This is a genomic window from Citrobacter sp. JUb117, from assembly GCF_024809055.1.
GTDB lineage: Bacteria > Pseudomonadota > Gammaproteobacteria > Enterobacterales > Enterobacteriaceae > Citrobacter > Citrobacter gillenii.
The window spans coordinates 494952-519251 of the sequence record NZ_JANUFB010000001.1; the positions used below are offsets into that span (position 1 = coordinate 494952).

At 53.8% G+C, this 24300-nt stretch carries 22 protein-coding genes and 1 tRNA gene; 17 read left to right on the forward strand and 6 right to left on the reverse strand.

The features are described from left to right. Positions 1 to 57: 57 nt before the first annotated feature. Positions 58 to 681, reverse strand: a complete 624-nt coding sequence (dsbA, locus tag M2374_RS02325; RefSeq protein WP_115258904.1) for a thiol:disulfide interchange protein DsbA — start codon at positions 679 to 681, stop codon at positions 58 to 60. 345 nt (positions 682 to 1026) lie between these two features. Between dsbA and M2374_RS02330 the strand changes: the two genes are divergently transcribed. The 5 genes from M2374_RS02330 (at position 1027) to agp (ending at position 5819) form a co-directional block, all read left to right on the forward strand. Further along, a complete protein-coding gene (locus M2374_RS02330) occupies positions 1027 to 1389 on the forward strand; it encodes a copper resistance protein (protein ID WP_146717079.1) in 363 nt (120 codons plus the stop codon). 48 nt (positions 1390 to 1437) lie between these two features. Beyond that, positions 1438 to 3318: a protein-disulfide reductase DsbD domain-containing protein gene (locus tag M2374_RS02335; RefSeq protein ID WP_181688288.1), complete on the forward strand. Its 1881-nt coding sequence runs from the start codon at positions 1438 to 1440 to the stop codon at positions 3316 to 3318. Further along, complete coding sequence (locus M2374_RS02340) at positions 3315 to 3938, forward strand: DsbA family protein (protein ID WP_096757613.1); 624 nt, start codon at positions 3315 to 3317, stop codon at positions 3936 to 3938. Before M2374_RS02335 ends, M2374_RS02340 begins: the two co-directional genes overlap by 4 nt. Then, the gene (locus M2374_RS02345) at positions 3928 to 4434 is read left to right on the forward strand and encodes a protein disulfide oxidoreductase (RefSeq protein ID WP_181688287.1); all 507 of its coding nucleotides are present in this window, start codon (positions 3928 to 3930) and stop codon (positions 4432 to 4434) included. The genes M2374_RS02340 and M2374_RS02345 overlap by 11 nt, the downstream gene beginning before the upstream one ends. A gap of 143 nt (positions 4435 to 4577) precedes the next feature. Next, positions 4578 to 5819, forward strand: coding sequence for a bifunctional glucose-1-phosphatase/inositol phosphatase (agp, locus tag M2374_RS02350; RefSeq protein ID WP_181506001.1), 1242 nt, complete (start codon positions 4578 to 4580; stop codon positions 5817 to 5819). 47 nt (positions 5820 to 5866) lie between these two features. Here the strand turns inward: agp and M2374_RS02355 are convergent, their stop codons facing one another. Together M2374_RS02355 and wrbA are read right to left on the reverse strand one after the other, a co-directional pair. Then, positions 5867 to 6094, reverse strand: a complete 228-nt coding sequence (locus M2374_RS02355; protein ID WP_096757610.1) for a YccJ family protein — start codon at positions 6092 to 6094, stop codon at positions 5867 to 5869. A 20-nt stretch (positions 6095 to 6114) separates the two neighbouring features. Further along, entirely contained in the window at positions 6115 to 6711 is a 597-nt protein-coding gene (gene wrbA / locus M2374_RS02360) for an NAD(P)H:quinone oxidoreductase (RefSeq protein ID WP_096757609.1), read from the reverse strand. A 385-nt stretch (positions 6712 to 7096) separates the two neighbouring features. Here wrbA and M2374_RS02365 point away from each other — a divergent pair, with 385 nt between their 5' ends. Both M2374_RS02365 and rutR read left to right on the forward strand, forming a co-directional pair. Next, positions 7097 to 7270, forward strand: a complete 174-nt coding sequence (locus M2374_RS02365; RefSeq protein ID WP_096757608.1) for a general stress protein — start codon at positions 7097 to 7099, stop codon at positions 7268 to 7270. A 194-nt stretch (positions 7271 to 7464) separates the two neighbouring features. Further along, complete coding sequence (gene rutR / locus M2374_RS02370; protein ID WP_096757607.1) at positions 7465 to 8103, forward strand: HTH-type transcriptional regulator RutR; 639 nt, start codon at positions 7465 to 7467, stop codon at positions 8101 to 8103. Here the strand turns inward: rutR and M2374_RS02375 are convergent. Continuing rightward, positions 8100 to 8495: a lysozyme inhibitor LprI family protein gene (locus M2374_RS02375; RefSeq protein WP_181688286.1), complete on the reverse strand. Its 396-nt coding sequence runs from the start codon at positions 8493 to 8495 to the stop codon at positions 8100 to 8102. The two genes, rutR and M2374_RS02375, sit on opposite strands and share 4 nt — an antisense overlap. Positions 8496 to 9290: 795 nt before the next feature. Beyond that, the gene (gene putA, locus M2374_RS02380; RefSeq protein ID WP_181688285.1) at positions 9291 to 13253 is read right to left on the reverse strand and encodes a trifunctional transcriptional regulator/proline dehydrogenase/L-glutamate gamma-semialdehyde dehydrogenase; all 3963 of its coding nucleotides are present in this window, start codon (positions 13251 to 13253) and stop codon (positions 9291 to 9293) included. A gap of 422 nt (positions 13254 to 13675) precedes the next feature. On the opposite strand from putA, the gene putP reads away from it, so the two are divergent. The 6 genes from putP to phoH all read left to right on the forward strand — a co-directional run bounded on the left by putP (position 13676) and on the right by phoH (position 20765). After that, on the forward strand, positions 13676 to 15184 hold the full coding sequence (gene putP, locus M2374_RS02385; RefSeq protein ID WP_096757603.1) for a sodium/proline symporter PutP: 1509 nt from the start codon (positions 13676 to 13678) through the stop codon (positions 15182 to 15184). A gap of 952 nt (positions 15185 to 16136) precedes the next feature. Beyond that, positions 16137 to 16970: an iron uptake transporter permease EfeU gene (efeU, locus tag M2374_RS02390; RefSeq protein ID WP_096757602.1), complete on the forward strand. Its 834-nt coding sequence runs from the start codon at positions 16137 to 16139 to the stop codon at positions 16968 to 16970. Positions 16971 to 17028: 58 nt separating this feature from the next. Beyond that, positions 17029 to 18156, forward strand: coding sequence for an iron uptake system protein EfeO (efeO, locus tag M2374_RS02395; RefSeq protein WP_115258893.1), 1128 nt, complete (start codon positions 17029 to 17031; stop codon positions 18154 to 18156). A 5-nt stretch (positions 18157 to 18161) separates the two neighbouring features. Continuing rightward, positions 18162 to 19445: an iron uptake transporter deferrochelatase/peroxidase subunit gene (gene efeB, locus M2374_RS02400; RefSeq protein ID WP_181688284.1), complete on the forward strand. Its 1284-nt coding sequence runs from the start codon at positions 18162 to 18164 to the stop codon at positions 19443 to 19445. Between the two features lie 259 nt (positions 19446 to 19704). Beyond that, a complete protein-coding gene (locus M2374_RS02405) occupies positions 19705 to 19998 on the forward strand; it encodes a hypothetical protein (protein WP_170973033.1) in 294 nt (97 codons plus the stop codon). Then, entirely contained in the window at positions 19977 to 20765 is a 789-nt protein-coding gene (gene phoH, locus M2374_RS02410; RefSeq protein ID WP_168246965.1) for a phosphate starvation-inducible protein PhoH, read from the forward strand. The genes M2374_RS02405 and phoH overlap by 22 nt, the downstream gene beginning before the upstream one ends. Positions 20766 to 21003: 238 nt before the next feature. On the opposite strand, the gene M2374_RS02415 is transcribed toward phoH, so the two are convergent. Continuing rightward, a tRNA-Ser gene (locus M2374_RS02415) sits at positions 21004 to 21091 on the reverse strand. A 232-nt stretch (positions 21092 to 21323) separates the two neighbouring features. Between M2374_RS02415 and ghrA the strand changes: the two genes are divergently transcribed. The 4 genes from ghrA (at position 21324) to M2374_RS02435 (ending at position 24282) form a co-directional block, all read left to right on the forward strand. Next, positions 21324 to 22262: a glyoxylate/hydroxypyruvate reductase GhrA gene (ghrA, locus tag M2374_RS02420; protein ID WP_096757599.1), complete on the forward strand. Its 939-nt coding sequence runs from the start codon at positions 21324 to 21326 to the stop codon at positions 22260 to 22262. A 119-nt stretch (positions 22263 to 22381) separates the two neighbouring features. Next, positions 22382 to 23119: a phosphatase gene (locus M2374_RS02425; protein ID WP_115258890.1), complete on the forward strand. Its 738-nt coding sequence runs from the start codon at positions 22382 to 22384 to the stop codon at positions 23117 to 23119. 24 nt (positions 23120 to 23143) lie between these two features. After that, positions 23144 to 23698, forward strand: a complete 555-nt coding sequence (locus M2374_RS02430) for a molecular chaperone (protein ID WP_096757597.1) — start codon at positions 23144 to 23146, stop codon at positions 23696 to 23698. Between the two features lie 101 nt (positions 23699 to 23799). Beyond that, entirely contained in the window at positions 23800 to 24282 is a 483-nt protein-coding gene (locus M2374_RS02435; RefSeq protein ID WP_135912264.1) for a DUF1097 domain-containing protein, read from the forward strand. The last annotated feature ends 18 nt before the right edge of the window (positions 24283 to 24300 follow it).

Genomic DNA, 24300 nt, shown 5'->3' on the forward strand with positions numbered 1-24300 from the left:
GCACCACCAACGGTAGCAGATGGTTTCTGTTGGTGGTGCGTCGTGCAATATTAATGATCAGGATTTGGTAATAAGAAAACGGACCGTCTCTGCGTAGTTCTGCACAAAGGCATTCACGTTATCGGAATTTAATCCTTTCGGGTTAATCATATATTTGCCGTTAATGAAGATAGCCGGTACGCCTTTCAAATCGACGGCTTTGGCCAATTCTTGCTGTTTGGCAGTCAGTGATTTCACCGCAAAGCTATTCCATGCGGCATCATAATCGCTGGCGCTCACGCCTGCCTGGATAAACACGTTGCGAATATCATCAGCGGTTTTAATCGACTGTTTCTTCTGTACGGCATCAAAAAGTAAAGGTTTAACCTTATCTTCTACATTTAACAGCATGGCGACAGACCAGGCGTGCGTCATATCGGCTCCCAGAGGACCTAAAAAGTCGACGTGGTACTCGGTGAGTTTAACATCCTCAGGTAAGGCTTTTTTCACATTATCAGTAACTTCCAGGACCTCATCGTATTGATAGCAAGAGGGGCAGTAGAAGGAGAAAAACTTCAGTGCAGCAGGCGCTGACGGTACGGCTTTTTCCAGCGTGATAAATTCTTTTCCATCGGTAAATGTTGCGGCCTGAGCACTCACGGTAAACAGCAACCCGATCAGCGGGAGTAGATATTTTTTCATTTTCATATACTCTAAATAACATATTATAAACAAAGATGTTTATAATGAACGCGATGTCCATTACGCCATCATTATAATAAAGCATTTATTTTATAATGCGCTGCTCCTTACTTTGATTTACGCATGGATGCTTTTTAATAACGTATTTAAATGTCTGGGTGGATTTTTTGGAGTTATCGGAAATAGCGAAATATTTCCCTCGTTATATTTTACGGTGGCGATTATTTGTTTCCATGACATACACGCAGGGCGAATGAATGTCCTGCACCGACATAACTTTACAGCGTAAAGGTTGCCAAAACCTCGCCAGTAGCTAAGATAACCGCGTCAATCAGTGAGGGTAAAATGGCAAAACGTCAACGGATGGGATGGTGGTTCCTGTGCCTGGCATGTGTCGTAGTGATGGTATGCACTGCGCAGCGCATGGCGGGTCTGCACGCGTTGCAGATGAACACCACTGCCGCAACCGTTGTTGCCAGCGCGCAAATAGAGGCTGATGACGCCTCACCCGTGACCCCTTGCGAACTGAGTGCGAAGTCATTGCTGGCTTCGCCTCCGGTGCTGTTTGAAGGTGCCATTCTGGTGCTTTGCCTGCTTCTGTCGCTACTGGCGCCGGTGCGGGTTTTTCGTCTGCCGTTTTTCCCACCGCGAGCTATCTCGCCGCCCACTCTGCGGGTTCATCTCAGGTTTTGCGTCTTCCGTGAATGACAGAGCAGCCGTTGCTGACTGTTAGATAATTATTCACGGAGAAAAAATATGATGACTGTTTTCAGGCAGGCGCTGCTCTGTCTGTTATTGCTATGGCTGCCCGTATCCTGGGCGGCTGATATCGGCTGGCTGCGCTCAGCCGAGAATGACCATGCCAGTGTGCGGCTGCGTGCCGATACGTCCGCCGAGGGGGAAACCAGGCTGCTGCTGGACGTCAAACTGGAGGATGGCTGGAAAACCTACTGGCGCTCACCGGGCGAGGGCGGCGTCGCGCCGTCTATTGCCTGGAAGGGCGCCATGCCAACCGTGGACTGGTTCTGGCCCACGCCTGCGCGTTTTGAAGTCGCCAACATTACTACCCAGGGCTATCACGATCGGGTGACGTTCCCGATGGTGGTGCGCGGTACGTCACCGGCTACGCTGAACGGCGTTTTGACGCTGTCGACCTGTAGCAACGTTTGTCTGCTGACAGATTATCCCTTTTCTGTGACGCCTTCTGTCCTGGACGCCACCTTTGCCCATGACTATGCACAGGCCATGGGGCAGATCCCACTTGCCAGTGGTCTGACGGATTCTCTGCACGCCGGGGCGCGCGCCGGAGAACTGGTCGTCGAGGCGCAGCGTAAGGGCGGCTGGTCTACACCGGGGTTGTACCTGGATACTGTCGATGAGGCGGACTTTGGCATGCCGACAATGCGCGTGGAGGGTGAAACGCTGCGCGCCACGATCCCGGTGCATGACAGCTGGGGTGAGGGTGCGCCGGATCTGCGCGGTAAATCGCTCACGCTGGTGCTGGCTGATAACGGTGTTGCTCAGGAAAGTCGTCTTGTCATTGGTGACGCGCCGGCAGCAGAAAGCGCGGCGCTCCCGCTGTGGCAGGTGGTGTTGATGGCGCTACTGGGCGGGCTTATCCTCAACCTGATGCCCTGCGTGCTGCCGGTTCTTGGGATGAAGCTGGGTTCAATTTTACTCGTCGAGGAGAAAAACCGTCGCCAGGTTCGCCGCCAGTTTCTGGCTTCGGTGGCCGGGATAGTGGTCTCCTTTATGGCGTTGGCCGCGCTGATGACGGTGCTGCGGATGACCAATCAGGCACTCGGCTGGGGGATCCAGTTCCAGAGTCCGTGGTTTATCGGCGTGATGGTGCTGGTGATGCTGACGTTCAGTGCCAGCCTGTTCGGGCTGTTTGAATTTCGTTTACCTTCAAAGATGACCACTACGCTGGCGACCCACGGTGGCAATGGCCTGGCCGGTCATTTCTGGCAGGGCGCGTTTGCGACGCTGCTTGCTACGCCGTGCAGTGCGCCGTTCCTGGGTACGGCGGTGGCGGTGGCGCTAACGGCTTCACTACCCACGCTGTGGGGGCTGTTTCTGGCTCTAGGGCTGGGAATGAGTTTACCGTGGCTGCTGGTGGCGCTGCGCCCGGGTCTGGCACTGCGTTTACCGCGTCCGGGACGCTGGATGACTATCCTGCGGCGTTTGCTCGGGGTGATGATGCTCGGTTCAGCCATCTGGCTGGCAACGTTGCTGCTCCCGCATCTGGGGTTTACCAGCCAAAGTGCCGCCAAGGAGAGCGTCAATTGGCAGCCGCTTAGCGAACAGGCCATCACGGATGCGCTGGCTCAGCATAAACGTGTTTTCATCGATGTGACCGCCGACTGGTGTATTACCTGTAAGGTCAACAAATTCAACGTCTTGAATAAAGAGCACGTGCAGGCCGCCCTGCAGCAGCCCGATGTGGTGGCACTGCGCGGTGACTGGACGCTGCCCTCTGAAGCAATTACCGAATTTCTAAAAAAACGCGGCCAGGTTGCTGTGCCGTTTAACCAAATTTATGGCCCCGGCATGCCGGAAGGCCAGGCGTTGCCGACGCTGTTAACCCGCGATGCGGTGTTAAACACGCTGGTAGATGCTAAAGGAGTCACGCCATGAAACTGTTGATTGTTCTGCTGTTGTCCCTGTTTTCTGCCGTCAGTGTGGCGCAAGAGCCCGCGCCGTTTACCCCGGAGCAGGAAAAGCAAATTGAAGCGTTAATTCAGGAAGCGCTGTTTAACGATCCTGACAGTCCGCGCATTGGCGCGAAGCAGGCAAAACTGACGCTGATTAACTTTACCGATTACAACTGCCCGTACTGCAAGCAGCTGGATCCGATGCTGGAAAAAATTGTGCAAAAGTACCCGGACGTAGCCGTAGTGATTAAACCGCTGCCGTTTAAAGGTGAAAGCTCGGTGCTGTCGGCGCGCACCGCACTGATGACCTGGCGTGAGCACCCGCAGCAGTTCCAGGCGTTACATGAAAAACTGATGCAGAAAAGAGGCTACCATACTGCTGCCAGTATTAAACAGGCACAGGAAAAATCGGCGGCAACCCCGGTAACATTGGATGATAAAAGTATGGAAACGCTGAGCACCAACCTGCAACTGGCGCGGCTGGTAGGTGTGCGCGGTACACCTGCCACGATCATCGGCGATGAACTGATCCCAGGCGCCGTACCGTGGGAAACGCTGGAAGCTGTGGTCAAAGAAAAGCTGGCGGCGGCCAATGCTCAGTAAACTGCGCCGCTGGCTGCGCGAAGGGCTCATCTTACTGGTGCTGATTGCGGGCGCGATGTTGCTGATGGATGCGTGGCGAGCGCCCACGCTCCCCACCGTTTTTGACAGCACGCCGTTGCAGACGCTGGAGGGTGAAACCGTTACCTTGGCGGCGCTCAGTCAACAAGAACCTGTTCTGCTCTATTTCTGGGCCAGCTGGTGTGGCGTTTGCCGCTTCACCACACCGGACGTTGCCCGGTTGCAGCGGGAAGGCGAGAACGTGATGACCATTGCGTTACGCTCCGGCAGTGAAGCGGAAGTGTCTCGCTGGCTGGCGCGCAAAGGCGTGGATTTTCCGGTCATCAACGACGCCGATGGCACGCTCTCCCGCAGTTGGGAGGTTAGCGTTACGCCGACGCTGGTAGTGATGTCGCAAGGCCGCGTGGTCTCCACAACCAGCGGCTGGACCAGTTACTGGGGCATGAAATTGCGGCTGTGGTGGGCAAAAACGTTCTGAATATCGTGCCGGGGAAACCCGGCATTTTTTTACAGCTGAGATAAACCCTTAACTACACCTGCATTTTTGCGAAAGCGTTCCCGGAAAAATGTCTTGTTTCTGTCACACTCTGTGGTGATTGATAACAACAAGAGGTCGTAGGGATGAATAAATCACTAATCGCCGCAGCCGTGGCAGGGGTCGTATTACTGTCATCCGCCGCACAGGCGCAGATCGCGCCGGAGGGCTATCAACTCCAGCAAGTATTGATGATGAGCCGACATAACTTACGTGCACCTTTAGCCAATAATGGCAGTGTTCTGGAGCAATCGACGCCGAAGCCGTGGCCACAATGGGATGTGCCGGGCGGTCAACTCACCACCAAAGGCGGGGTGCTGGAAATCTATATGGGCCATTACATGCGTGAGTGGCTGGCAGAGCAGGGGATGGTGAAATCCGGTGAATGTCCGGCCCCGGACACGGTGTATACCTACGCCAATAGCCTGCAGCGTACGGTCGCAACGGCGCAGTTCTTTGTGACCGGCGCGTTCCCGGGCTGCGATGTTCCCGTGCACCATCAGGAAAAAATGGGCACCATGGATCCCACCTTCAACCCGGTAATCACCGATGATTCCACCGCCTTTAGTCAGCAGGCCGTGCAGGCGATGGAAAAAGAGCGCAGTAAAATGCAGCTTAGCGACAGCTACCAGTTGCTAGAGCAAATGACAAACTACAAAGACTCACCATCCTGTAAAGAAAAACAGCAGTGCTCACTGACCGACGCCAAAGACACGTTTACTGCGAAGTACCAACAGGAGCCAGGGGTTTCAGGACCGCTAAAGGTTGGTAACTCGCTGGTGGATGCGTTCACGTTGCAATATTACGAAGGGTTCCCGCTGAATGAGGTGGCCTGGGGTGAGATCAAATCCGATCAACAGTGGAAGGTGCTGTCAAAGCTGAAGAATGGCTATCAGGACAGCCTGTTTACCTCGCCGGCCGTGGCGCAAAATGTGGCCAGGCCGCTGGTGAAATATATCGATAACGCACTGGTGACCGAGCGTACAAAAGCGCCGAAAATTACCGTGTTGGTTGGTCACGACTCCAACATTGCGTCATTACTCACCGCGCTGGATTTCAAACCGTATCAGTTGCATGACCAGAACGAACGCACGCCGATTGGCGGGAAGATTGTCTTCCAGCGCTGGCATGACAGTAATGCTAACCGGGATCTGATGAAAATAGAGTATGTTTATCAGAGCTCGCAGCAGCTGCGTGATGCACAGGTGTTGACGTTGAAATCACCTGCGCAGCGCGTGACGCTGGAACTGAAAGGCTGCCCGATAGATGCGAATGGCTTCTGCCCGATCGATAAATTCGATAGCGTGCTGAATGCGGCGGCAAAGTAGAGTGAAATAACAAGAAACTCCCCCGTGCAGATGGGGGAGTCATGATGCTAGACGTTTTTACGTTCGATAGTCTGTTCACCCCAAAAGAGTGAGTCTTTGTCCGTTTTCTCGAAGGCTTTGATCAGCACCTCGTCGCTGCCTTCTTCCCAAATTTTCTCCGCCAGTTTCTCGTCATAATGGGCGACTTCAAAAATAGCCTCGGCGATTTCCGGCGATGTATTGCGCAGACGCGCCCATTCACCGACGCGATGGGCTTTCGCTTCTTGAGTTGGCATACGAATCCTCCTGTTGCAGATTAGCCGTTGAGTTTTACTGCCAGACCGGCGACATATTCACCCTGATAGCGGGCGATAGACAATTCTTCCTGACTTGGCTGGCGAGAGCCGTCGGCCCCGGCAATGGTGGTCGCGCCGTACGGTGTCCCGCCGCGAACTTGCGAGACGTCAAACAGCTCTTGCGCGGCGTATCCAATAGGAACGATGACCATCCCGTGGTGGGCAAGCGTTGTCCAGGTTGAGGTAATGGTTTGTTCCTGACCGCCGCCGGTTCCTGTTGAGCTAAATACGCTGGCGAGTTTGCCGTACAGGCCGCCAGAAGCCCACAGGCCACCGGTCTGATCCAGGAAGGTACGCATCTGACCGGACATATTGCCAAAGCGGGTAGGGGTGCCGAAAATAATGGCGTCGTAATCAGCCAGTTCTTGCGGGGTCGCGACAGGGGCATTTTGTGTTTTTCCGCCCGCCTTCAGGAAGATCTCAGGTTGCATCGTTTCTGGCACACGCTTAATAATGACTTCCGCGCCATCGACCTTATTTGCACCTTCTGCGACTGCATGGGCCATCGTTTCAATGTGTCCGTACATGGAATAATAAAGCACCAGAACTTTTGCCATTTTACACTACTCCTCGAGTTAACCGTCTGTGTAGCGAATCGCTACCTCTCTTTAAAGATATGACGTACTGCCAGGAGTGCAAATTTCACCATCATTTCTTTGATTTATAACAATTTTAATGGCAGTTCTATTTTGTCGCAAAATGATACATTTTTGAGCAGGTTGGATTTGCTAGTCATAAGAAAGGGTTATTGATTTCCGGCGGTGATTATTCGCCAAATACCGGCAAACCTGTTGCAGAATATTACCGTTAGCCGGTTGTCAGGCCAGTCTTCACTATGCTTAATCCCACGCAGCGAACATAGGGCATTGCCCACAGCTTGCGTGAGGTATCACTCCTCAGTACTTATGCAATATGATGTCTAATCAATGACGGAGGTCAGTAATGGCAAACCATCGAGGCGGTTCCGGCAACTTTGCGGAAGACCGCGAAAGAGCATCAGAAGCAGGTCGAAAAGGTGGCCAGCACAGCGGGGGTAATTTCAAGAATGACCCGCAACGCGCTTCAGAGGCAGGCAAAAAAGGGGGCAAAAATAGCCACGGTAATAACAAAACGTAATTGCCAGGCTGTCTGTTAACTATATCGTGACGTCTGAGCGTTCAACGACAGACGTCGCAAAGCCACCGCCGCCGGATTGTCCGGCGGTTTTTTTGTTTGAAGGATGCACGGTAACTACTTCCCGTGGCCGCTTTAATTTATCCATTCACCGTATGATTTGTTATGCTGACGTCCTCAGAACAAGGAGAGGGCGGATGGCTCAAGGCGTAGAGAAAAAAACAGGTAAACGCTCGCAGGCGGTCAACGCGAAACGCCAGGCCATTTTAACTGCGGCGCTAAATATCTTCTCCCAGTTTGGGATCCACGGAACGCGTCTTGAACAGGTGGCTGAGCAGGCGGGCGTGTCAAAAACCAATCTGCTCTATTATTACCCGTCAAAAGAAGTGCTCTATATTGCCGTGTTACGCCAGATCCTCGACATCTGGTTGGCGCCGCTGAAGGCCTTTCGTGAAGACTTTGCGCCGCTGGTGGCGATCAAAGAATATATCCGCCTCAAACTGGAAGTTTCCCGCGATTACCCGCAGGCATCACGGCTGTTTTGTATGGAGATGCTGGCAGGCGCGCCGCTGCTGATGACCGAGTTGACGGGAGATCTCAAAACGCTGATTGATGAGAAATCCGCGCTGATTGCCGGGTGGGTCAGTAGCGGCAAACTGGCTCCGGTCGATCCGCATCATCTGATTTTTATGATTTGGGCTTCAACCCAGCACTACGCCGACTTTGCTCCACAGGTGGAAGCAGTGACGGGTGCGACACTACGCGATGAAGCCTTTTTTAACCAAACGGTTGAGAACGTCCAGCGGATGATTATCGAAGGGATCCGCGTGCGTTAACCGGCGGGCGGTAACGGGCAGCTTAAATCACCTTCTTCACACTGCAGCAGCGAGGCGAGAAACGCTTCGCGCTCGTGGGTTTTATCGGTCAGACACTGGCTCGCGATCATCGATTGCACGCTGCCGCCTTCCGTACCTGAGCTGATTAACGCGCAGTCAGCATCGCGCAGAGTTATCCACGCGACTTGCGCCTTTTTCAGTAATTCACGTTGAGTGGGCGCTGCACGCTTAAGCGCATTCTGATAGGTATCATTGAGCTTTGCATCCGCCGTTTTAAACTGCTCAGCGGCGCAGGTGTTCATCTCAGTTTGGGTGTTCGCGTTGGTGCAGTCTTCTGCCAGCGCCGGGCTGCTGAGCAGCAGTGCCGCACATGTCAGTACAATTCGATTCATGCTTCTCTCTGACTCCATAAAAAAGGCCCCGTTACCGGTAATACTGTTCATTCAACGACTCAGTTTCAGAAAGCATCAACCAGTGTTGGGGAGGTGATGAACATGCTATCTCAGAGAGAGGTTCCGTTCACCTCATGTTCATCGTTTTTCTGAGGCACCGATTCCTGTGAACGTGTAAAGGGCGTTTTCCGCCACGCCCTTTACAATCCCGGCTCCCGGCAGGAAAATTGCCACTTCGTGGTTCCCTCCGCTTATTCCTCCAGGCTATCGGGCCGGGCGCGAGGTAGCGTCCCTGCAAAACGCGCCCTGAGCCAGCATCCATGCTGGCTCTCCCGGCCTTACGGAAACACGTCGGCAATTTTCAGCCGGACCAGCCCACACCTGTCCACCTGTGCTTTTACTTGAATATCTCTGAACAGCAAAACGGATATAGCTGAAAGCCAGAGCGCTGAAGCGACACCCTGGTCCGGCTGAAAATCGATGAGCCGTTGACGGCTGACCGGGTCTGCCCGCAGGGATGCGGGCAGAGGGGACGGCCTGCATGGATGCAGGCTCGGCCCCGACCCGACAGTCAGACGGAATAAGACGAATAACTCGCGTAGCGACGATTTTCCCGCCGGGAGCCTGGGTTGCAAGGGAGGCGGCGGTGAGCCTCCCTTGCACGTTCACGGGTACCTGAGCTTCAGAGAAATGATACCGCTGAGGTGAACGGAACCCTGAGCAAGAATCACATGTTCACCCTACATGCTTAACTGAATGGTATTGCCGTTACCGGAGCCTTAATTAACCATACCCTTAGCCGATTGTCATCAGGCTGGCGTTACCGCCAGCAGCAGCGGTGTTGACGCTCAATGAGCGTTCAATATACAGCCGCTCCAGCAGGATATTGCTCTCACCACGGGCAAAGCCTTGTACCGAGACAATTGCGCCATCCCGTGCGGCAACCGCCTCGCATAACGCGCGCAGTTGATCGGAATCACCGTGGAAGATAACGGCATCGAACGGTTGTACGGTCAGATTATCCGCTTTGGCAAACTGGATGCGCCCGGAAAGAGCGGCAGGCAGACGTTTTGCCAGATCGCGGTGGAAAGCATCATCCGGCCACAGGATGAGACTGCCCACGGAAGCCACGGCGGCGACCTGAACCAGTGCGTCCTGTTCGTTATCGGCAATACACAGAACGCGATCGCGAGGTAACAGCGCCCAGGTATTGCGCTCGCCGGTAGGGCCAGGCAACAAACGCTGAGTTCCGGCCTGCGCCAGTTCAGCAAACTGTTGGCACAGGGTCTGCAACGCCGGGCGATCGGCTGCCCATTCGGTGAGGGCATCCAGCGGCTGGATCAGCGCCGCCTTGAGCTGTGCATCGACAGGGTAATCGGCATCCTGGCGCGCCAGGGTGATGCTTAGCGCATTTTCCGGACGGTTAGCCAGCAGACGGTACAGATACAGCGGACCGCCGGCTTTCGGACCGGTGCCTGACAAGCCTTCGCCGCCGAAGGGCTGCACGCCGACCACCGCGCCAACCATATTACGGTTGACGTACAGGTTACCCACGTGTGCGGAGCCGGTGACCTGAGCGATGGTTTCATCAATACGGGTATGCACACCCAGCGTCAGGCCGTAGCCGGAAGCATTGATTTGCTCAATCAGATTGCCCAGATTGCTGCGGGTGTAGCGTACGACGTGCAGCACCGGACCAAACACCTCTTTTTGCAGTTCGTCGAAGCTCTCCAGCTCAATCAGCGTCGGCGCAATAAAGGTACCGGTTTGCCATTCCCGCGCATCCTCGCTGTTTTCACGTGCAGCCTGGAATACCGGACGTCCCTTGGCGCGCATGGCCTGAATGTGGCGCTCAATATTGGTTTTGGCCTCATCGTCAATAACCGGCCCAATGTCAGTGGTCAGGCGGCCCGGATTGCCCATCCGGCATTCGGCCATCGCGCCGCGCAGCATTTTCAGTGTGTGCTCGGCGATGTCATCCTGCAGGCACAGGACGCGCAGTGCCGAGCAGCGCTGTCCGGCGCTGTCAAAGGCGGAGGCCAGCACATCAACGACCACTTGCTCCGTCAGCGCCGAGGAGTCGACGATCATCGCGTTCATTCCACCGGTTTCGGCGATCAGCGGGATCGGACGGCCTTGCGCGTCAAGACGGCGAGCAATATTACGTTGTAACAGCGTGGCGACTTCCGTTGAACCGGTGAACATCACGCCGCGTACGCGCTCATCGGACGTCAGCTGTGCCCCGACGGTTTCACCCTGGCCAGGCAACAGTTGTACCACGCCTGGCGGCACGCCAGCTTCCAGTAAAATGGCGATCCCCTGGGCGGCAATCAGCGGTGTCTGTTCTGCCGGTTTTGCCAGCACGCTATTGCCTGCAGCCAGCGCGGCGGCAATTTGCCCGCTGAAGATGGCCAGCGGGAAGTTCCACGGGCTGATACAGACCACCGGGCCGAGCGGACGATGGGTTTCGTTATCAAAATCATCGCGGACTTGCCCGGCGTAATAATGCAGGAAGTCGACCGCTTCACGCACTTCGGCAATGGCGTTGCTAAAGGTTTTACCTGCTTCGCGAACCAGAATGCCAATCAGTTGCTGCATCTGGCCTTCCATCAGAACGGCGGCGCGATGCAGAATAGCGGCGCGCTCCTGCGGCGGCGTAGCGAACCAGATCGGCGCATTATTTACCGCGCTTTGTAACGCTTGCTCCACTTCATTCGGGGAGGCTTCACGCACGTAGCCCACAATATCTTTCGGCTCCGCTGGGTTAATTACCGGCGTCATTTGTCCGTCAGTCACCGGATGCTCCAGCATCGGTTTCGCGTGCCATTTTTGCAGTGCGCTGTTGAGCAGGGCAGAGGACAGCGAGGCCAGGCGATGTTCGTTCGCCAGATCCAGTCCGCCTGAGTTTTCGCGTCCCTTGCCGTACAGGTCGCGTGGCAGCGCAATCTTCGGATGCGGTAGACCCGCCAGGCCTTCCTGCTGCGCCAGTTTTTCTACGGCTTCGACCGGGTCGGCGACCAGTTCATCCAGCGGCAGAGTGGTGTCGGCAATACGGTTAACGAATGAGGTATTCGCGCCGTTTTCCAGCAGCCGACGCACCAGGTACGCCAGCAGCGTTTCATGGGTCCCTACCGGTGCGTAAATACGGCATGGGCGGTTCAGTTTGCCATCGGCAACTTTGCCGGTAACCTGCTCGTACAGGGGTTCACCCATGCCGTGCAGGCACTGGAACTCGTACTGTCCGGGATAATAGTTCTGACCCGCTAACTGATAAATGGCCGCCAGCGTATGGGCGTTATGGGTGGCAAATTGCGGGTAGATCAGATTCGGCACGGCAAGCAGTTTTTTGGCGCAGGCCAGATAGGAAACGTCGGTGTAGACCTTACGGGTATACACCGGATACCCTTCCAGACCGTCCATCTGGGCGCGTTTAATTTCGCTGTCCCAGTATGCGCCTTTTACCAGGCGGATCATCAGGCGACGGCGGCTGCGCGTGGCCAGACCAATCAGATAATCAATCACGTACGGACAGCGTTTCTGGTAGGCCTGGATGACAAAACCAATCCCGTTCCAACCCGCCAGCTCAGGTTCGAAGCACAGTTTTTCCAGCAGATCGAGGGAGATTTCCAGGCGGTCTGCTTCTTCGGCGTCAATATTGATGCCAATGTCGTACTGACGCGCCAGCAGGGTGAGCGACTTCAGGCGTGGATAAAGTTCGTCCATTACGCGATCGTACTGCGCACGGCTGTAGCGTGGGTGCAGCGCCGACAGCTTGATCGAAATCCCCGGTCCTTCATAAATGCCGCGTCCATTAGACGCTTTACCAATCGCGTGAATAGCCTGCTGGTAAGACACCATATAGGCCTGCGCGTCAGCGGCGGTCAGTGCGGCTTCTCCCAACATGTCGTAGGAGTAGCGGAAACCTTTGTCTTCCAGCTTCCGTGCGTTAGCCAGTGCTTCGGCGATGGTTTCCCCGGTGACGAACTGCTCCCCCATCAAGCGCATCGCCATATCGACGCCTTTTCGGACCAGCGGCTCGCCGCTCTTACCGATGATGCGGTTCAACGAGCGCGAGAGGCTGGCTTCGTTATGTGTGGAGACCAGGCGTCCGGTAAACAGCAGTCCCCAGGTTGCCGCATTGACGAATAACGACGGGCTGCGTCCAATGTGCGACTGCCAGTTACCGTTGCTAATTTTGTCGCGGATTAGCGCATCGCGCGTGGCTTTGTCGGGAATACGCAGCAGGGCTTCCGCCAGGCACATCAGCGCAACACCTTCCTGAGAGGACAGCGAGAACTCTTGCAAGAGTCCCTGTACCATGCCGGCGCGACCGCTGGCGGTTTTCTGGTTACGTAGTTTGTCGGCTAACTGATATGCCAGCTTATGAGCCTGTTCAGCGATCGGTTGCGGCAGGCGCGCCTGTTCCATCAGCATCGGTACGGCGTCGGTTTCTGCACGACGATACGCGGCGGTGATCGCCGCCCGGGAAACAGACTGCGGCAGGATCTGCTCGGCAAACTCGAGGAAAGGCTGGTGAGTTTCATTCTGGTATGCCGAGGCGTCATCACCTTCATTGGCTGCACCCGCCAGTAGGGCAGGCAGCTCAGGCAGGGCATCGTCATTTTCCAGTCTTTCGAGATAATTAAAGATGGCTTGTTTGATCAGCCAATGCGGCGTGCGATCGATTCGTGTTGCGGCTGTTTTAATACGCTCGCGTGTGGCGTCGTCCAGCTTAACCCCCATCGTGGTGGTTCCCATGCCGTTTACTCCTGTTGTGCTGAAATACGGGACTGATAGTTACTGAGAAATATCCACTATGTTGCAACTTTGTGCAACCGTGTTAAATGTGACTTGGTTTGCAAGCTTGAAAATGAATGAAATGTTAATAAATGTGGTATATGTTGGGATGTCTGTAAAAAATACGAGCGCTTTTTCTCTGCGGCAGTTAACACTTTTTAAAGGTGCAACCGCGAAAAGTGTGAGAGAGTGCAACCTCCAGAAAAATGCTATCTACTCGAGATCAAAATTGATGTAAATGGTGTGTTAAATCGATTGTGAATGATCCTTGCTTCCGGCAGGATACGGTCGCCCAGGTCAACATAGATATCTTTGCCACGTTCCGGCAGGGTAATAAAACGGCAAGCCACGGCATTGTCGATACATAATTTTGGAGAGTTTTGATGGCTATTAGCACACCGATGTTAGTGACATTCTGTGTCTATATTTTTGGCATGTTGTTGATTGGGTTTATTGCATGGCGTTCAACCAAAAACTTTGATGATTACATTCTGGGTGGACGCAGCCTGGGGCCGTTTGTCACCGCGCTTTCCGCCGGGGCATCCGACATGAGCGGCTGGCTGCTGATGGGGCTGCCGGGGGCGATTTTCTTGTCGGGGATTTCAGAAAGCTGGATCGCCATCGGCCTGACATTAGGCGCATGGATCAACTGGAAGCTGGTGGCCGGACGTTTACGCGTACACACCGAGTTCAATAATAATGCTCTGACGCTACCGGATTACTTTACCGGTCGTTTTGAAGATAAAAGCCGCGTGCTGCGTATTATTTCCGCGCTGGTTATTCTGCTGTTTTTCACCATCTATTGTGCTTCAGGGATTGTTGCAGGGGCGCGTCTGTTCGAAAGCACCTTCGGCATGAGTTATGAAACAGCGCTGTGGGCGGGTGCGGCAGCGACGATTATCTATACCTTTATTGGTGGTTTCCTGGCCGTCAGCTGGACCGATACCGTGCAGGCCAGCCTGATGATTTTTGCTCTGATCCTGACGCCGGTGATGGTGATTATTGGCGTCGGCGGCTTTGAAGACTCGCTGGAAGTGATCAAACAAAAGAGCATTGAGAACGTGGACATGCTCAAAGGCCTGAACTTTGTCGCCATTATTTCCCTGATGGGCTGGGGGCTGGGTTACTTCGGTCAGCCGCACATCCTGGCGCGCTTTATGGCGGCAGATTCTCACCATAGCATCGTGCATGCACGTCGCATCAGCATGGCATGGATGATCCTGTGTCTGGCGGGCGCGGTGGCCGTTGGTTTCTTCGGTATCGCCTACTTCAATAACAATCCGGCACTGGCCGGTGCAGTGAACCAGAACGCTGAGCGGGTGTTTATTGAACTGGCGCAAATCCTGTTCAACCCGTGGATTGCCGGTATTCTGCTGTCGGCTATCCTTGCGGCGGTGATGTCGACGCTGAGCTGCCAGCTGCTGGTGTGTTCCAGTGCCATTACGGAAGATTTGTACAAAGCGTTCCTGCGTAAAAATGCCAGCCAGAAAGAACTGGTGTGGATTGGCCGCGTCATGGTACTGGTAGTCGCGCTGATCTCTATTGCTCTGGCGGCTAACCCGGAAAATCGCGTTCTCGGTCTGGTGAGCTACGCCTGGGCTGGCTTTGGTGCGGCATTCGGACCGGTAGTGCTGTTCTCCGTACTGTGGTCGCGTATGACCCGTAACGGTGCGCTGGCGGGGATGATCATTGGTGCGGTCACGGTTATCGTCTGGAAACAGTTCGCCTGGCTGGGCCTGTATGAAATCATCCCGGGCTTTGTGTTCGGCAGTATTGGTATCGTGGTGTTCAGCTTGCTGGGTAAAGCACCTTCAGCCGCAATGCAAAAACGCTTTGCTGAAGCTGATGCGCATTATCATTCTGCACCGCCGTCACGTTTACAGGTTGAGTAATCTGCTTACTGCTTCTACAGCCTGCCGCGTGCGGGCAATGCCGTTCAGTTAAGCATGTAGGGTGAACATGTGATTCTTGCTCAGGTTTCCGTTCACCTCAGCAGTGTCATTTCTCTGAAGCGCAGATACCCGTGAACGTGCAAGGGAGGCTCACCGCCGCCTCCCTTGCAACCCAGGCTCCCGGCGGGAAAATCGTCGCTGCGCGATTCATTCGTCTTATTCCGTCTGCCTGTCGGGTCGGGGCCGAGCCTGCGTCCCAGCAGGCCGTCCCCTCTGCCCGCATCCCTGCGGGCAGACCCGGTCAGCCGTCAACACCTCATCAATTTTCAGCCGGACCAGGGTGTCGCTTCAGCGCTCTGGCTTTCAGCTATATCCGTTTTGCTGTTCAGAGATATTCAAGTAAAAGCACAGGTGGACAGGTGTGGGCTGGTCCGGCTGAAAATTGCCGACGTGTTTCCGTAAGGCCGGGAGAGCCAGCATGGATGCTGGCTCAGGGCGCGTTTTGCAGGGACGCTACCTCGCGCCCGGCCCGATAGCCTGGAGGAATAAGCGGAGGGGATTGCGAAGCAACAATTTTCCGTGCCGGGAGCCGGGATTGTCAAGGGTGCGGCGATAGCACCCTTGACACGTTCACAGGCCTTCAAGGCATAGAAAAACGATGAACATGAGGTGAACGGAACTTTCTCTGAGATAGCATGTTCATTACCTCCGGCAGCACATGTTGATACCTTCTGAAAACGTGTCGTTAACTGAATAACATAGCGCCGCGTGCGGGCTTTTTATGCCGCTTCGCAAAATCACAGTAACCCTTATCAGACTAACTGTTTACATTAAGTCATCATTCTCAAAACATTCTTCTTGAGTTTTTATTTTCTGTAATGATAATCACTATCACTGTAATTTACTTTTCTTTTCACGAGTTGACTGAGAATAACGTTTAAGGGTACTTCGCATGTTTGTTCCATTTCTGATTATGTTGCGCGAAGGCCTAGAGGCCGCGCTGATTGTCAGCCTGATAGCCAGTTACCTGAAACGGACTCAGCGCGGTCGCTGGATTGGCGTAATGTGGATTGGTGTTCTACTGGCGGCGGCGCTATGCCTGGCGCTGGGGATTTTCATCAATGAAACTACCGGTGAATTTCCGCAAAAAGAGCAGGAGCTGTTTGAAGGGATTGTGGCAGTGATTGCCGTGGTGATCCTCACCTGGATGGTCTTCTGGATGCGTAAAGTTTCGCGCAACGTCAAAGTTCAACTGGAGCAGGCGGTCGATAACGCGTTACAGCGTGGCAATCATCACGGATGGGCGCTGGTGATGATGGTCTTTTTTGCCGTCGCTCGTGAAGGCCTGGAGTCGGTTTTCTTTCTGCTGGCCGCCTTTCAGCAGGATGTGGGGATCTGGCCACCGGTTGGGGCGATGCTGGGACTGGCAACGGCCGTCGTTCTGGGCTACCTGATATATCTCGGCGGGATCAGACTGAATCTCGGGGCCTTCTTCAAATGGACCAGCTTGTTCATTTTGCTGGTGGCCGCAGGTCTTGCCGCCGGAGCCATTCGCGCGTTCCACGAAGCCGGGTTATGGAATCATTTCCAGGATGTGGCATTTGATCTGAGCAGCGTGCTGTCGACGCACTCGCTGTTTGGCACGCTGATGGAAGGGATTTTTGGTTACCAGGAAGCGCCAAGTGTCAGTGAGGTTGCCGTCTGGTTTATCTACCTGATCCCGGCACTGATTATGTTTGCATTACCGCCTCGTTCAGGCTCTACGGCGTCTCGTACTGCACCCTGATAACAACGCGACGCAGAATATCATTTAGTTACAACATACTTATTTATAGGGATAGGTCATGACGATTAACTTTCGCCGTAGTGCGCTGCAGCTGGGTATGGCTGCGCTGTTTACTTCTGCTTTTGCCTCACACGCCGCAGATATTCCCAAGGTCAACGTCACGGTTAACGACAAACAGTGTGAACCGATGACAATCACGGTTAATGCCGGAAAAACCCAGTTCATTATCCAGAACCACAGTCAGAAAGCGCTGGAGTGGGAAATCCTCAAAGGCGTGATGGTGGTGGAAGAGCGTGAAAATATTGCGCCGGGCTTTAGCCAGAAAATGACCGCCAACCTGCAACCTGGCGAATATGATATGACCTGCGGCCTGCTGACGAACCCGAAAGGGAAGCTGATCGTCAAGGGCAGCGCAACGGCAGATGCGGCACAGAGTGACGCCCTGCTGAGCCTGAGCGGTGCAATTACCGAATACAAAGCCTATGTAACCGCAGAAACCGCACAGCTGGTGGCGGGGACCAAAGCATTTACAGATGCCATTAAAGCCGGGGATATCGAGAAGGCTAAATCCCTGTATGCGCCGACGCGCCAGCATTATGAACGTATTGAACCGATTGCTGAGCTGTTCTCTGACCTCGATGGCAGCATCGATGCACGTGAAGATGATTACGAGCAAAAGGCCGCCGATCCTAAATTCACCGGCTTCCACCGTCTGGAAAAAGCGCTGTTTGGCGACAATACCACCAAGGGGATGGATAAATACGCCGACCAGTTGAACACCGATGTTATCGACCTGCAAACGCGCATCAGTGAACTGGCCTTCCCACCGTCTAAAGTGGTTGGCGGAGCGGCGGGTCTGATTGAAGAAGTGGCCGCCAGTAAAATTAGCGGCGAAGAAGATCGCTACAGCCACACCGACCTGTGGGATTTCCAGGCCAACGTCGATGGCGCGCAGAAAATTGTCGATCTCCTGCGTCCTCAACTGCAAAAATCCAATGCTGAACTGCTGGCAAAAGTGGATGCGAACTTCAAAAAAGTCGATAGCATCCTGAGCAAGTATCGCACCAAAGACGGGTTTGAAACTTACGACAAACTGACCGATGCTGACCGCAACGCGCTGAAAGGGCCGATTACGACGCTGGCAGAAGATTTGTCGCAATTACGCGGCGTACTGGGTCTGGATTAAGCATCATGCAACAAGATAATGAAAACGGCGTGAGTGAACCCTCACGCCGACGTCTGTTGAAGGGCATGGGAGCATTGGGCGGCGCGCTGGCACTGGCGGGCGGCTGTCCGGTTGCGCATGCGCAAAAACCGCACAGTGCGCCGGGCACTCTGTCACCCAATGCGCGCGATGATGCACAGCCCTTTTATGGACCGCATCAGGCGGGGATCCTGACGCCGCAGCAGGCCTCGATGATGCTGGTGGCATTTGATGTCCTCGCCAGCGACAAAGCAGATCTTGAACGTCTGTTCCGTTTACTGACCCATCGCTTTGCGTTCCTGACCACCGGCGGCCCGGCTCCAGAAACGCCGAATCCGCGCTTGCCGCCAATGGACTCCGGCATACTGGGGGCTTACATTGCCCCGGACAACCTGACGATGACGCTGTCGGTCGGCCATTCACTGTTTGATGAGCGCTATGGCCTGAAAGCACAAATGCCAAAAACACTGCAAAAAATGACGCGCTTCCCGAATGATTCGCTGGATGCGGCGCTGTGCCACGGGGATCTGCTGTTACAAATTTGCGCCAACACGCAGGACACCGTTATTCACGCGTTGCGCGATATCATCAAGCACACGCCGGATTTGCTCAGCGTGCGCTGGAAGCGAGAGGGATTTATCTCCGATCATGCTGCACGCAGTAAAGGCAAAGAAACCCCGGTAAATTTACTCGGTTTTAAAGACGGGACCGCGAACCCGGATGGTACTGATGAAAAGCTGATGCAAAACGTGGTGTGGGTCACGGCCGATCAAGGCGAGCCTGCATGGGCGGTAGGGGGCAGCTATCAGGCGGTGAGACTTATTCAGTTTCGCGTGGAGTTCTGGGATCGCACGCCGCTTAAAGAGCAGCAAACCATTTTTGGTCGCGATAAACAGACCGGCGCTCCGCTGGGAATGCAGCATGAGCATGATGTACCGGACTATGCCAATGATCCTGAAGGTGAGGTGATTGCGCTCGACAGCCATATCCGGCTGGCGAACCCGCGGACCAAAGAGACCGAATCCAGCCTGATGATGCGTCGTGGCTACAGCTATTCGCTCGGTGTGACGCAATCTGGACAGCTGGATATGGGGCTGCTGTTCGTATGCTATCAACACGATCTGCAGAAAGGTTTTTTGGCCGTACAGAAACGCCTGAATGGTGAAGCGTTGGAGGAGTACGTTAAGCCGATTGGCGGCGGTTACTTCTTTGCTTTACCGGGCGTAAAAACACCGGACCACTACCTCGGACAATCTCTGCTACAAGCCTGATACCCGTGCCCCGCGCCTGTGCGGGGCAATTCCTCACATGTTGACCTGATTCAGCGATGAACGAAATAATTAATTTTCGTGATACGTGCTGCAGTGAAATAATTCTGTCATCTCTCTGTAAGAGACTGTTGCCAACGATAAGATGGAATTTAGTTAACAATAAGTAAAAATATTGTTGCATTGAGAATAAATTCTGTTGTACTTATATGTAACAGCGGTAGTTCCCGGCAGTGATAGTCATTCACTATGGAGATCGCGAATGGTAACGTCCTGTATTGGACAGGTTTCTTACATTATCACCACCTTACGCGGACGTTTCTCTTCCGGTAGCCATCTCGTCACCGCTAAATTCCTCTCTCTTCCACATCTTATCCTTGTTACTGACGCCTTATACGGTGCGCGTAGCCGTGTGTGGTGTCTTATTCGTAGGCAAGCAATGGCTTACAAGGAAGCCAACCCTCAGATGTTCGTGCGCATAATCGTGCCGAAGATGGCGCGTGTGATGTATACCTACAACTCAAGGTGCTATCCATGGGAAGACAAAAAGCAGTGATCAAAGCTCGTCGTGAAGCAAAACGTGTGCTGAGACGGGATTCGCGTAGCCATAAACAACGTGAAGATGAATCGGTCACCTCGCTTGTGCAGATGGGCGGCGTAGAAGCGATTGGTATGGCGCGTGACAGTCGCGATGCCACACCTATCACGGCGCGAAATGAGGCTCAGGCGCACTACCTGAATGCTATTGAGAGTAAACAGCTGATCTTCGCCACCGGTGAAGCCGGGTGTGGTAAAACCTGGATCAGCGCGGCAAAAGCAGCAGAGGCTCTGATCCACAAAGATGTGGACCGGATCATTGTCACCCGTCCAGTTCTGCAAGCTGATGAAGATCTCGGCTTCTTACCTGGAGATGTTTCCGAGAAGTTTGCTCCCTATTTTCGCCCGGTGTATGACGTGCTGGTAAAACGTCTGGGTGCCTCCTTTATGCAATATTGCCTGCGACCTGAGATTGGGAAGGTAGAAATCGCGCCGTTCGCGTATATGCGCGGACGGACATTTGAAAATGCCGTTGTCATTCTCGACGAGGCTCAGAATGTCACTGCTGCGCAGATGAAGATGTTTTTGACGCGCCTCGGGGAGAATGTGACGGTAATTGTGAACGGGGATATTACCCAGTGCGATTTACCGGCGCATGTTCGATCCGGACTAAACGATGCGCTGGCCCGCTTCGAAGAAGATGACATGATTGGAATCGTTCGTTTCAATAAAGATGATTGCGTTCGCTCGGCGCTTTGTCAGCGGACGCTTAACGCTTACAGCTGATAGGTTCTGCGTCTTCAAGGCCCGGGGAACCGGGCTTTGTTTTTTTATAAGCAGGGATAATCGTTTATATGCATATAAAAAACACAGACACGCTTCTTTGCAGGATGCCTGATGGCGCTTCGCTTATCCGGCCTACGGGGATTTCGTTGTCGGCCGGATAAGATGCTCGTATCTCATCCGCTATATTGCAACAGACGAAAAAAAAGCCCGTACTTGCGTACGAGCTCTTCTTCAAATATGGCGGTGAGAGAGGGGTTCGAACCCTCGATACGTTGCCGTATACACACTTTCCAGGCGTGCTCCTTCAGCCACTCGGACACCTCACCGTATTGTTGTTCCTGCGTTAGCGGAACGGGCGCTAATGTAGGGGAAACACCGCCCCGACGTCAATCTACTTTTTAAAAAAAACGTGCATTTACACAAACTTCAAGCAACATGGGGCGTAAATAAGCAAGAATTGCTTTTTTTGCCAGCATCCTAAAATTTGCTATTCTGATATTCCTTGGAAAATGATGATAAGTGCGAGAAAGTTCCGCATAACACTGCTCAGGAGTTAATATGGAAATACTTTTCTATCACCCGACATTCGATACGGCCTGGTGGCTGAAGGCACTGGCTAAGGCAATCCCAGGCGCAAATGTCCGTGAATGGAAGCGGGGTGATAATGCGCATGCTGACTATGCCCTCGTCTGGCATCCACCGGTTGATATGCTGGCAGGTCGCAAGTTAAAAGCTGTTTTCGCGTTGGGCGCCGGCGTGGACTCTATCCTTAGCAAGCTAAAAGCCCACCCTGAAATGCTGGATGCGTCAATCCCGCTTTTCCGTCTGGAAGATACCGGTATGGGTCTGCAAATGCAGGAATATGCGGTGAGTCAGGTGCTGCACTGGTTTCGACGTTTTGATGACTATCAGGCGCTAAAAAGTCAGGCGAAATGGCAACCGCTGCAAGAGTATACCCGCGAAGAGTTTACTGTCGGGATTATGGGGGCAGGGGTATTAGGGGCTAAAGTGGCTGAGAGCCTGCAAGCATGGGGCTTCCCGCTGCGTTGCTGGAGTCGGACGCGTAAGTCCTGGCCTGGTGTGGAAAGCTTTGCCGGTACCGCAGAGCTGGCGGCGTTCCTGAGCCAAACGCGGGTGCTGATTAATCTTCTGCCAAATACGGCAGAAACGGTAGGTATTATTAACACCGGGCTGCTGAATCAATTGCAGGATGGGGCGTACGTGCTTAACCTGGCACGCGGGGTTCATCTGAAGGAAGACGATCTGCTGGCTGCGCTGAATACCGGAAAGTTGAAGGGCGCGATGCTGGACGTCTACAGCAGCGAGCCGCTACCGGAAAATAACCCTCTATGGAAACATCCGCGCGTGGCGATGACGCCGCATATTGCCGCCGTGACGCGTCCTGCAGAGGCCGTAGACTATATCTCACGCACCATTTTAAACCTTGAGAGCGGGAAAGCCGTAACGGGTCAAGTCGATCGCGTTAGGGGATATTGATAACAACCCGGCCAGCCGCCGGGTTTCGTCTAAACACCGTCCTACAGCTCTAATTATTTAGGGTATTAATGGTGGAGATACCTGCTATCCTTGACGAAAAATGACTACAGGAGAGAATTATGTATCCCGTTGACCTGCATATGCATACCGTCGCCAGCACCCACGCCTACAGCACCCTGAGTGATTACATCGCCGAAGCCAAACGCAAAGGTATCAAGCTGTTTGCGATCACCGATCACGGGCCGGACATGGCAGATGCCCCGCATCACTGGCATTTTATTAATATGCGCATTTGGCCAAGGTTGGTGGACGGGGTGGGAATTCTCCGCGGTATTGAAGCGAATATTAAAAATATTGACGGCGAGATCGACTGCTCCGGTCCGATGTTTACTTCCCTGGATTTAATCATTGCAGGCTTCCATGAGCCGGTTTTCGCACCTGTTGATAAAGACACGCATACCCAGGCGATGATTGCCACAATGGCGAGTGGTAATGTGCACATTATCAGTCATCCAGGAAATCCAAAGTATGAGTTAGACTTTACCGCCGTCGCACAGGCGGCAGCGAAATACCAGGTAGCACTGGAAATCAATAACTCCTCATTCCTGCATTCACGTAAGGGCAGTGAAGACAACTGTCGCGCAGTCGCCGCAGCGGTACGCGATGCCGGTGGATGGGTGGCGTTAGGATCGGATTCCCATACCGCCTTCACGCTGGGGGAATTTGGTGAATGCCGTAAAATCCTGGATGATGTGAACTTCCCGGAGGACAGAATTTTAAACGTATCGCCAAAACGCCTGCTGGCGTTTCTGGAATCGCGCGGCATGGAGCCTATCGCGGAATTTGCTGAACTTTAATTGTGAACTAACTGGAATACAACAATGAACGAGTTTTCTATCCTGTGTCGCGTCCTGGGATCGCTGTTTTACCGCCAACCGCAGGACCCGTTACTGGTTCCTCTTTTTACCGTGATCGGTGAGGGTAAACTGTCAGCAAGTTGGCCACTGGAGCAAGATGAACTGCTGGCTCGCTTACAGAAAAGCTGTGATATGCCGCAGGTGGCTGCAGATTATAACGCGCTGTTTGTCGGTGAAGAGTGTGCGGTGCCACCTTATCGCAGCGCTTGGGTCGAAGGTGCTAAGGAATCCGATGTTCGCGCATTCCTTTCTGCGCGCGGCATGCCGCTGTCGGATACTCCTGCTGATCATATCGGCACATTGCTGCTGGCTGCGTCATGGCTTGAAGATCAGTCTGCTGAAGATGAAAGTGAAGCGCTGGAAACGTTATTCGTTGACTATCTGCTCCCGTGGTGTGACGCGTTCCTTGGCAAAGTGGAAGCGCATGCCAGTTCCCCATTCTGGCGTACCATGGCGCCGCTGACGCGCGATGCGATTGGTGCGATGTGGGACGAGTTGCAGGAAGATACAGAAGAGTAAATGTGATTTAAGTCACTTTATTCTGCAACGCAATTTATCAGCTTGCATAAATTGTGTGCACGATCTCATTATCATGCCGTTTTTCTGCTAAGATGCGCGGCATGAACATACTTCTTTCTATTGCAATCACAACGGGCATTCTCTCCGGTATCTGGGGATGGGTGGCCGTTTCTCTTGGTTTACTCAGTTGGGCAGGTTTTTTGGGTTGTACAGCCTATTTTGCCTGTCCGCAGAGTGGGCTGAAAGGGCTGTGGATCTCAGCGTGTACGCTGTTAAGCGGTGTGGTGTGGGCGTTGGTGATTATTAACGGTAGTGCGCTTGCCCCGCATATGGACATCATCGGCTATGTCATTACGGGGATTGTTGCCTTCTTGATGTGCATTCAGGCTAAGCAATGGTTGCTTTCATTTGTGCCGGGTACGTTTATTGGTGCATGTGCAACATTTGCAGGGCAGGGGGACTGGCGTCTGGTTCTGCCTTCGTTAGCAGTGGGACTGGTGTTTGGCTATGCAATGAAGAACAGCGGATTGTGGCTGGCGTCCCGCCGTGAAAACCGAGAATCACCTTCGTTGACCAGTAAATAATAAAAAGCGTGAGGTTAC

Bases quoted from the DNA above. Each gene is read 5' to 3' on its own strand.
- M2374_RS02340 (WP_096757613.1), top strand. From the start codon at position 3,315: ATGAAACTGTTGATTGTTCTGCTGTTGTCCCTGTTTTCTGCCGTCAGT.
- ghrA (WP_096757599.1), top strand. From the start codon at position 21,324: ATGGAAATACTTTTCTATCACCCGACATTCGATACGGCCTGGTGGCTG.
- putA (WP_181688285.1), bottom strand. From the start codon at position 13,253: ATGGGAACCACCACGATGGGGGTTAAGCTGGACGACGCCACACGCGAG.
- M2374_RS02365 (WP_096757608.1), top strand. From the start codon at position 7,097: ATGGCAAACCATCGAGGCGGTTCCGGCAACTTTGCGGAAGACCGCGAA.
- dsbA (WP_115258904.1), bottom strand. From the start codon at position 681: ATGAAAAAATATCTACTCCCGCTGATCGGGTTGCTGTTTACCGTGAGT.
- M2374_RS02335 (WP_181688288.1), top strand. From the start codon at position 1,438: ATGATGACTGTTTTCAGGCAGGCGCTGCTCTGTCTGTTATTGCTATGG.
- putP (WP_096757603.1), top strand. From the start codon at position 13,676: ATGGCTATTAGCACACCGATGTTAGTGACATTCTGTGTCTATATTTTT.
- M2374_RS02425 (WP_115258890.1), top strand. From the start codon at position 22,382: ATGTATCCCGTTGACCTGCATATGCATACCGTCGCCAGCACCCACGCC.
- M2374_RS02375 (WP_181688286.1), bottom strand. From the start codon at position 8,495: ATGAATCGAATTGTACTGACATGTGCGGCACTGCTGCTCAGCAGCCCG.
- phoH (WP_168246965.1), top strand. From the start codon at position 19,977: ATGGGAAGACAAAAAGCAGTGATCAAAGCTCGTCGTGAAGCAAAACGT.
- efeO (WP_115258893.1), top strand. From the start codon at position 17,029: ATGACGATTAACTTTCGCCGTAGTGCGCTGCAGCTGGGTATGGCTGCG.
- efeU (WP_096757602.1), top strand. From the start codon at position 16,137: ATGTTTGTTCCATTTCTGATTATGTTGCGCGAAGGCCTAGAGGCCGCG.
- efeB (WP_181688284.1), top strand. From the start codon at position 18,162: ATGCAACAAGATAATGAAAACGGCGTGAGTGAACCCTCACGCCGACGT.
- M2374_RS02355 (WP_096757610.1), bottom strand. From the start codon at position 6,094: ATGCCAACTCAAGAAGCGAAAGCCCATCGCGTCGGTGAATGGGCGCGT.
- rutR (WP_096757607.1), top strand. From the start codon at position 7,465: ATGGCTCAAGGCGTAGAGAAAAAAACAGGTAAACGCTCGCAGGCGGTC.
- M2374_RS02405 (WP_170973033.1), top strand. From the start codon at position 19,705: ATGGTAACGTCCTGTATTGGACAGGTTTCTTACATTATCACCACCTTA.
- M2374_RS02435 (WP_135912264.1), top strand. From the start codon at position 23,800: ATGAACATACTTCTTTCTATTGCAATCACAACGGGCATTCTCTCCGGT.
- M2374_RS02345 (WP_181688287.1), top strand. From the start codon at position 3,928: ATGCTCAGTAAACTGCGCCGCTGGCTGCGCGAAGGGCTCATCTTACTG.
- M2374_RS02430 (WP_096757597.1), top strand. From the start codon at position 23,144: ATGAACGAGTTTTCTATCCTGTGTCGCGTCCTGGGATCGCTGTTTTAC.
- M2374_RS02330 (WP_146717079.1), top strand. From the start codon at position 1,027: ATGGCAAAACGTCAACGGATGGGATGGTGGTTCCTGTGCCTGGCATGT.
- agp (WP_181506001.1), top strand. From the start codon at position 4,578: ATGAATAAATCACTAATCGCCGCAGCCGTGGCAGGGGTCGTATTACTG.
- wrbA (WP_096757609.1), bottom strand. From the start codon at position 6,711: ATGGCAAAAGTTCTGGTGCTTTATTATTCCATGTACGGACACATTGAA.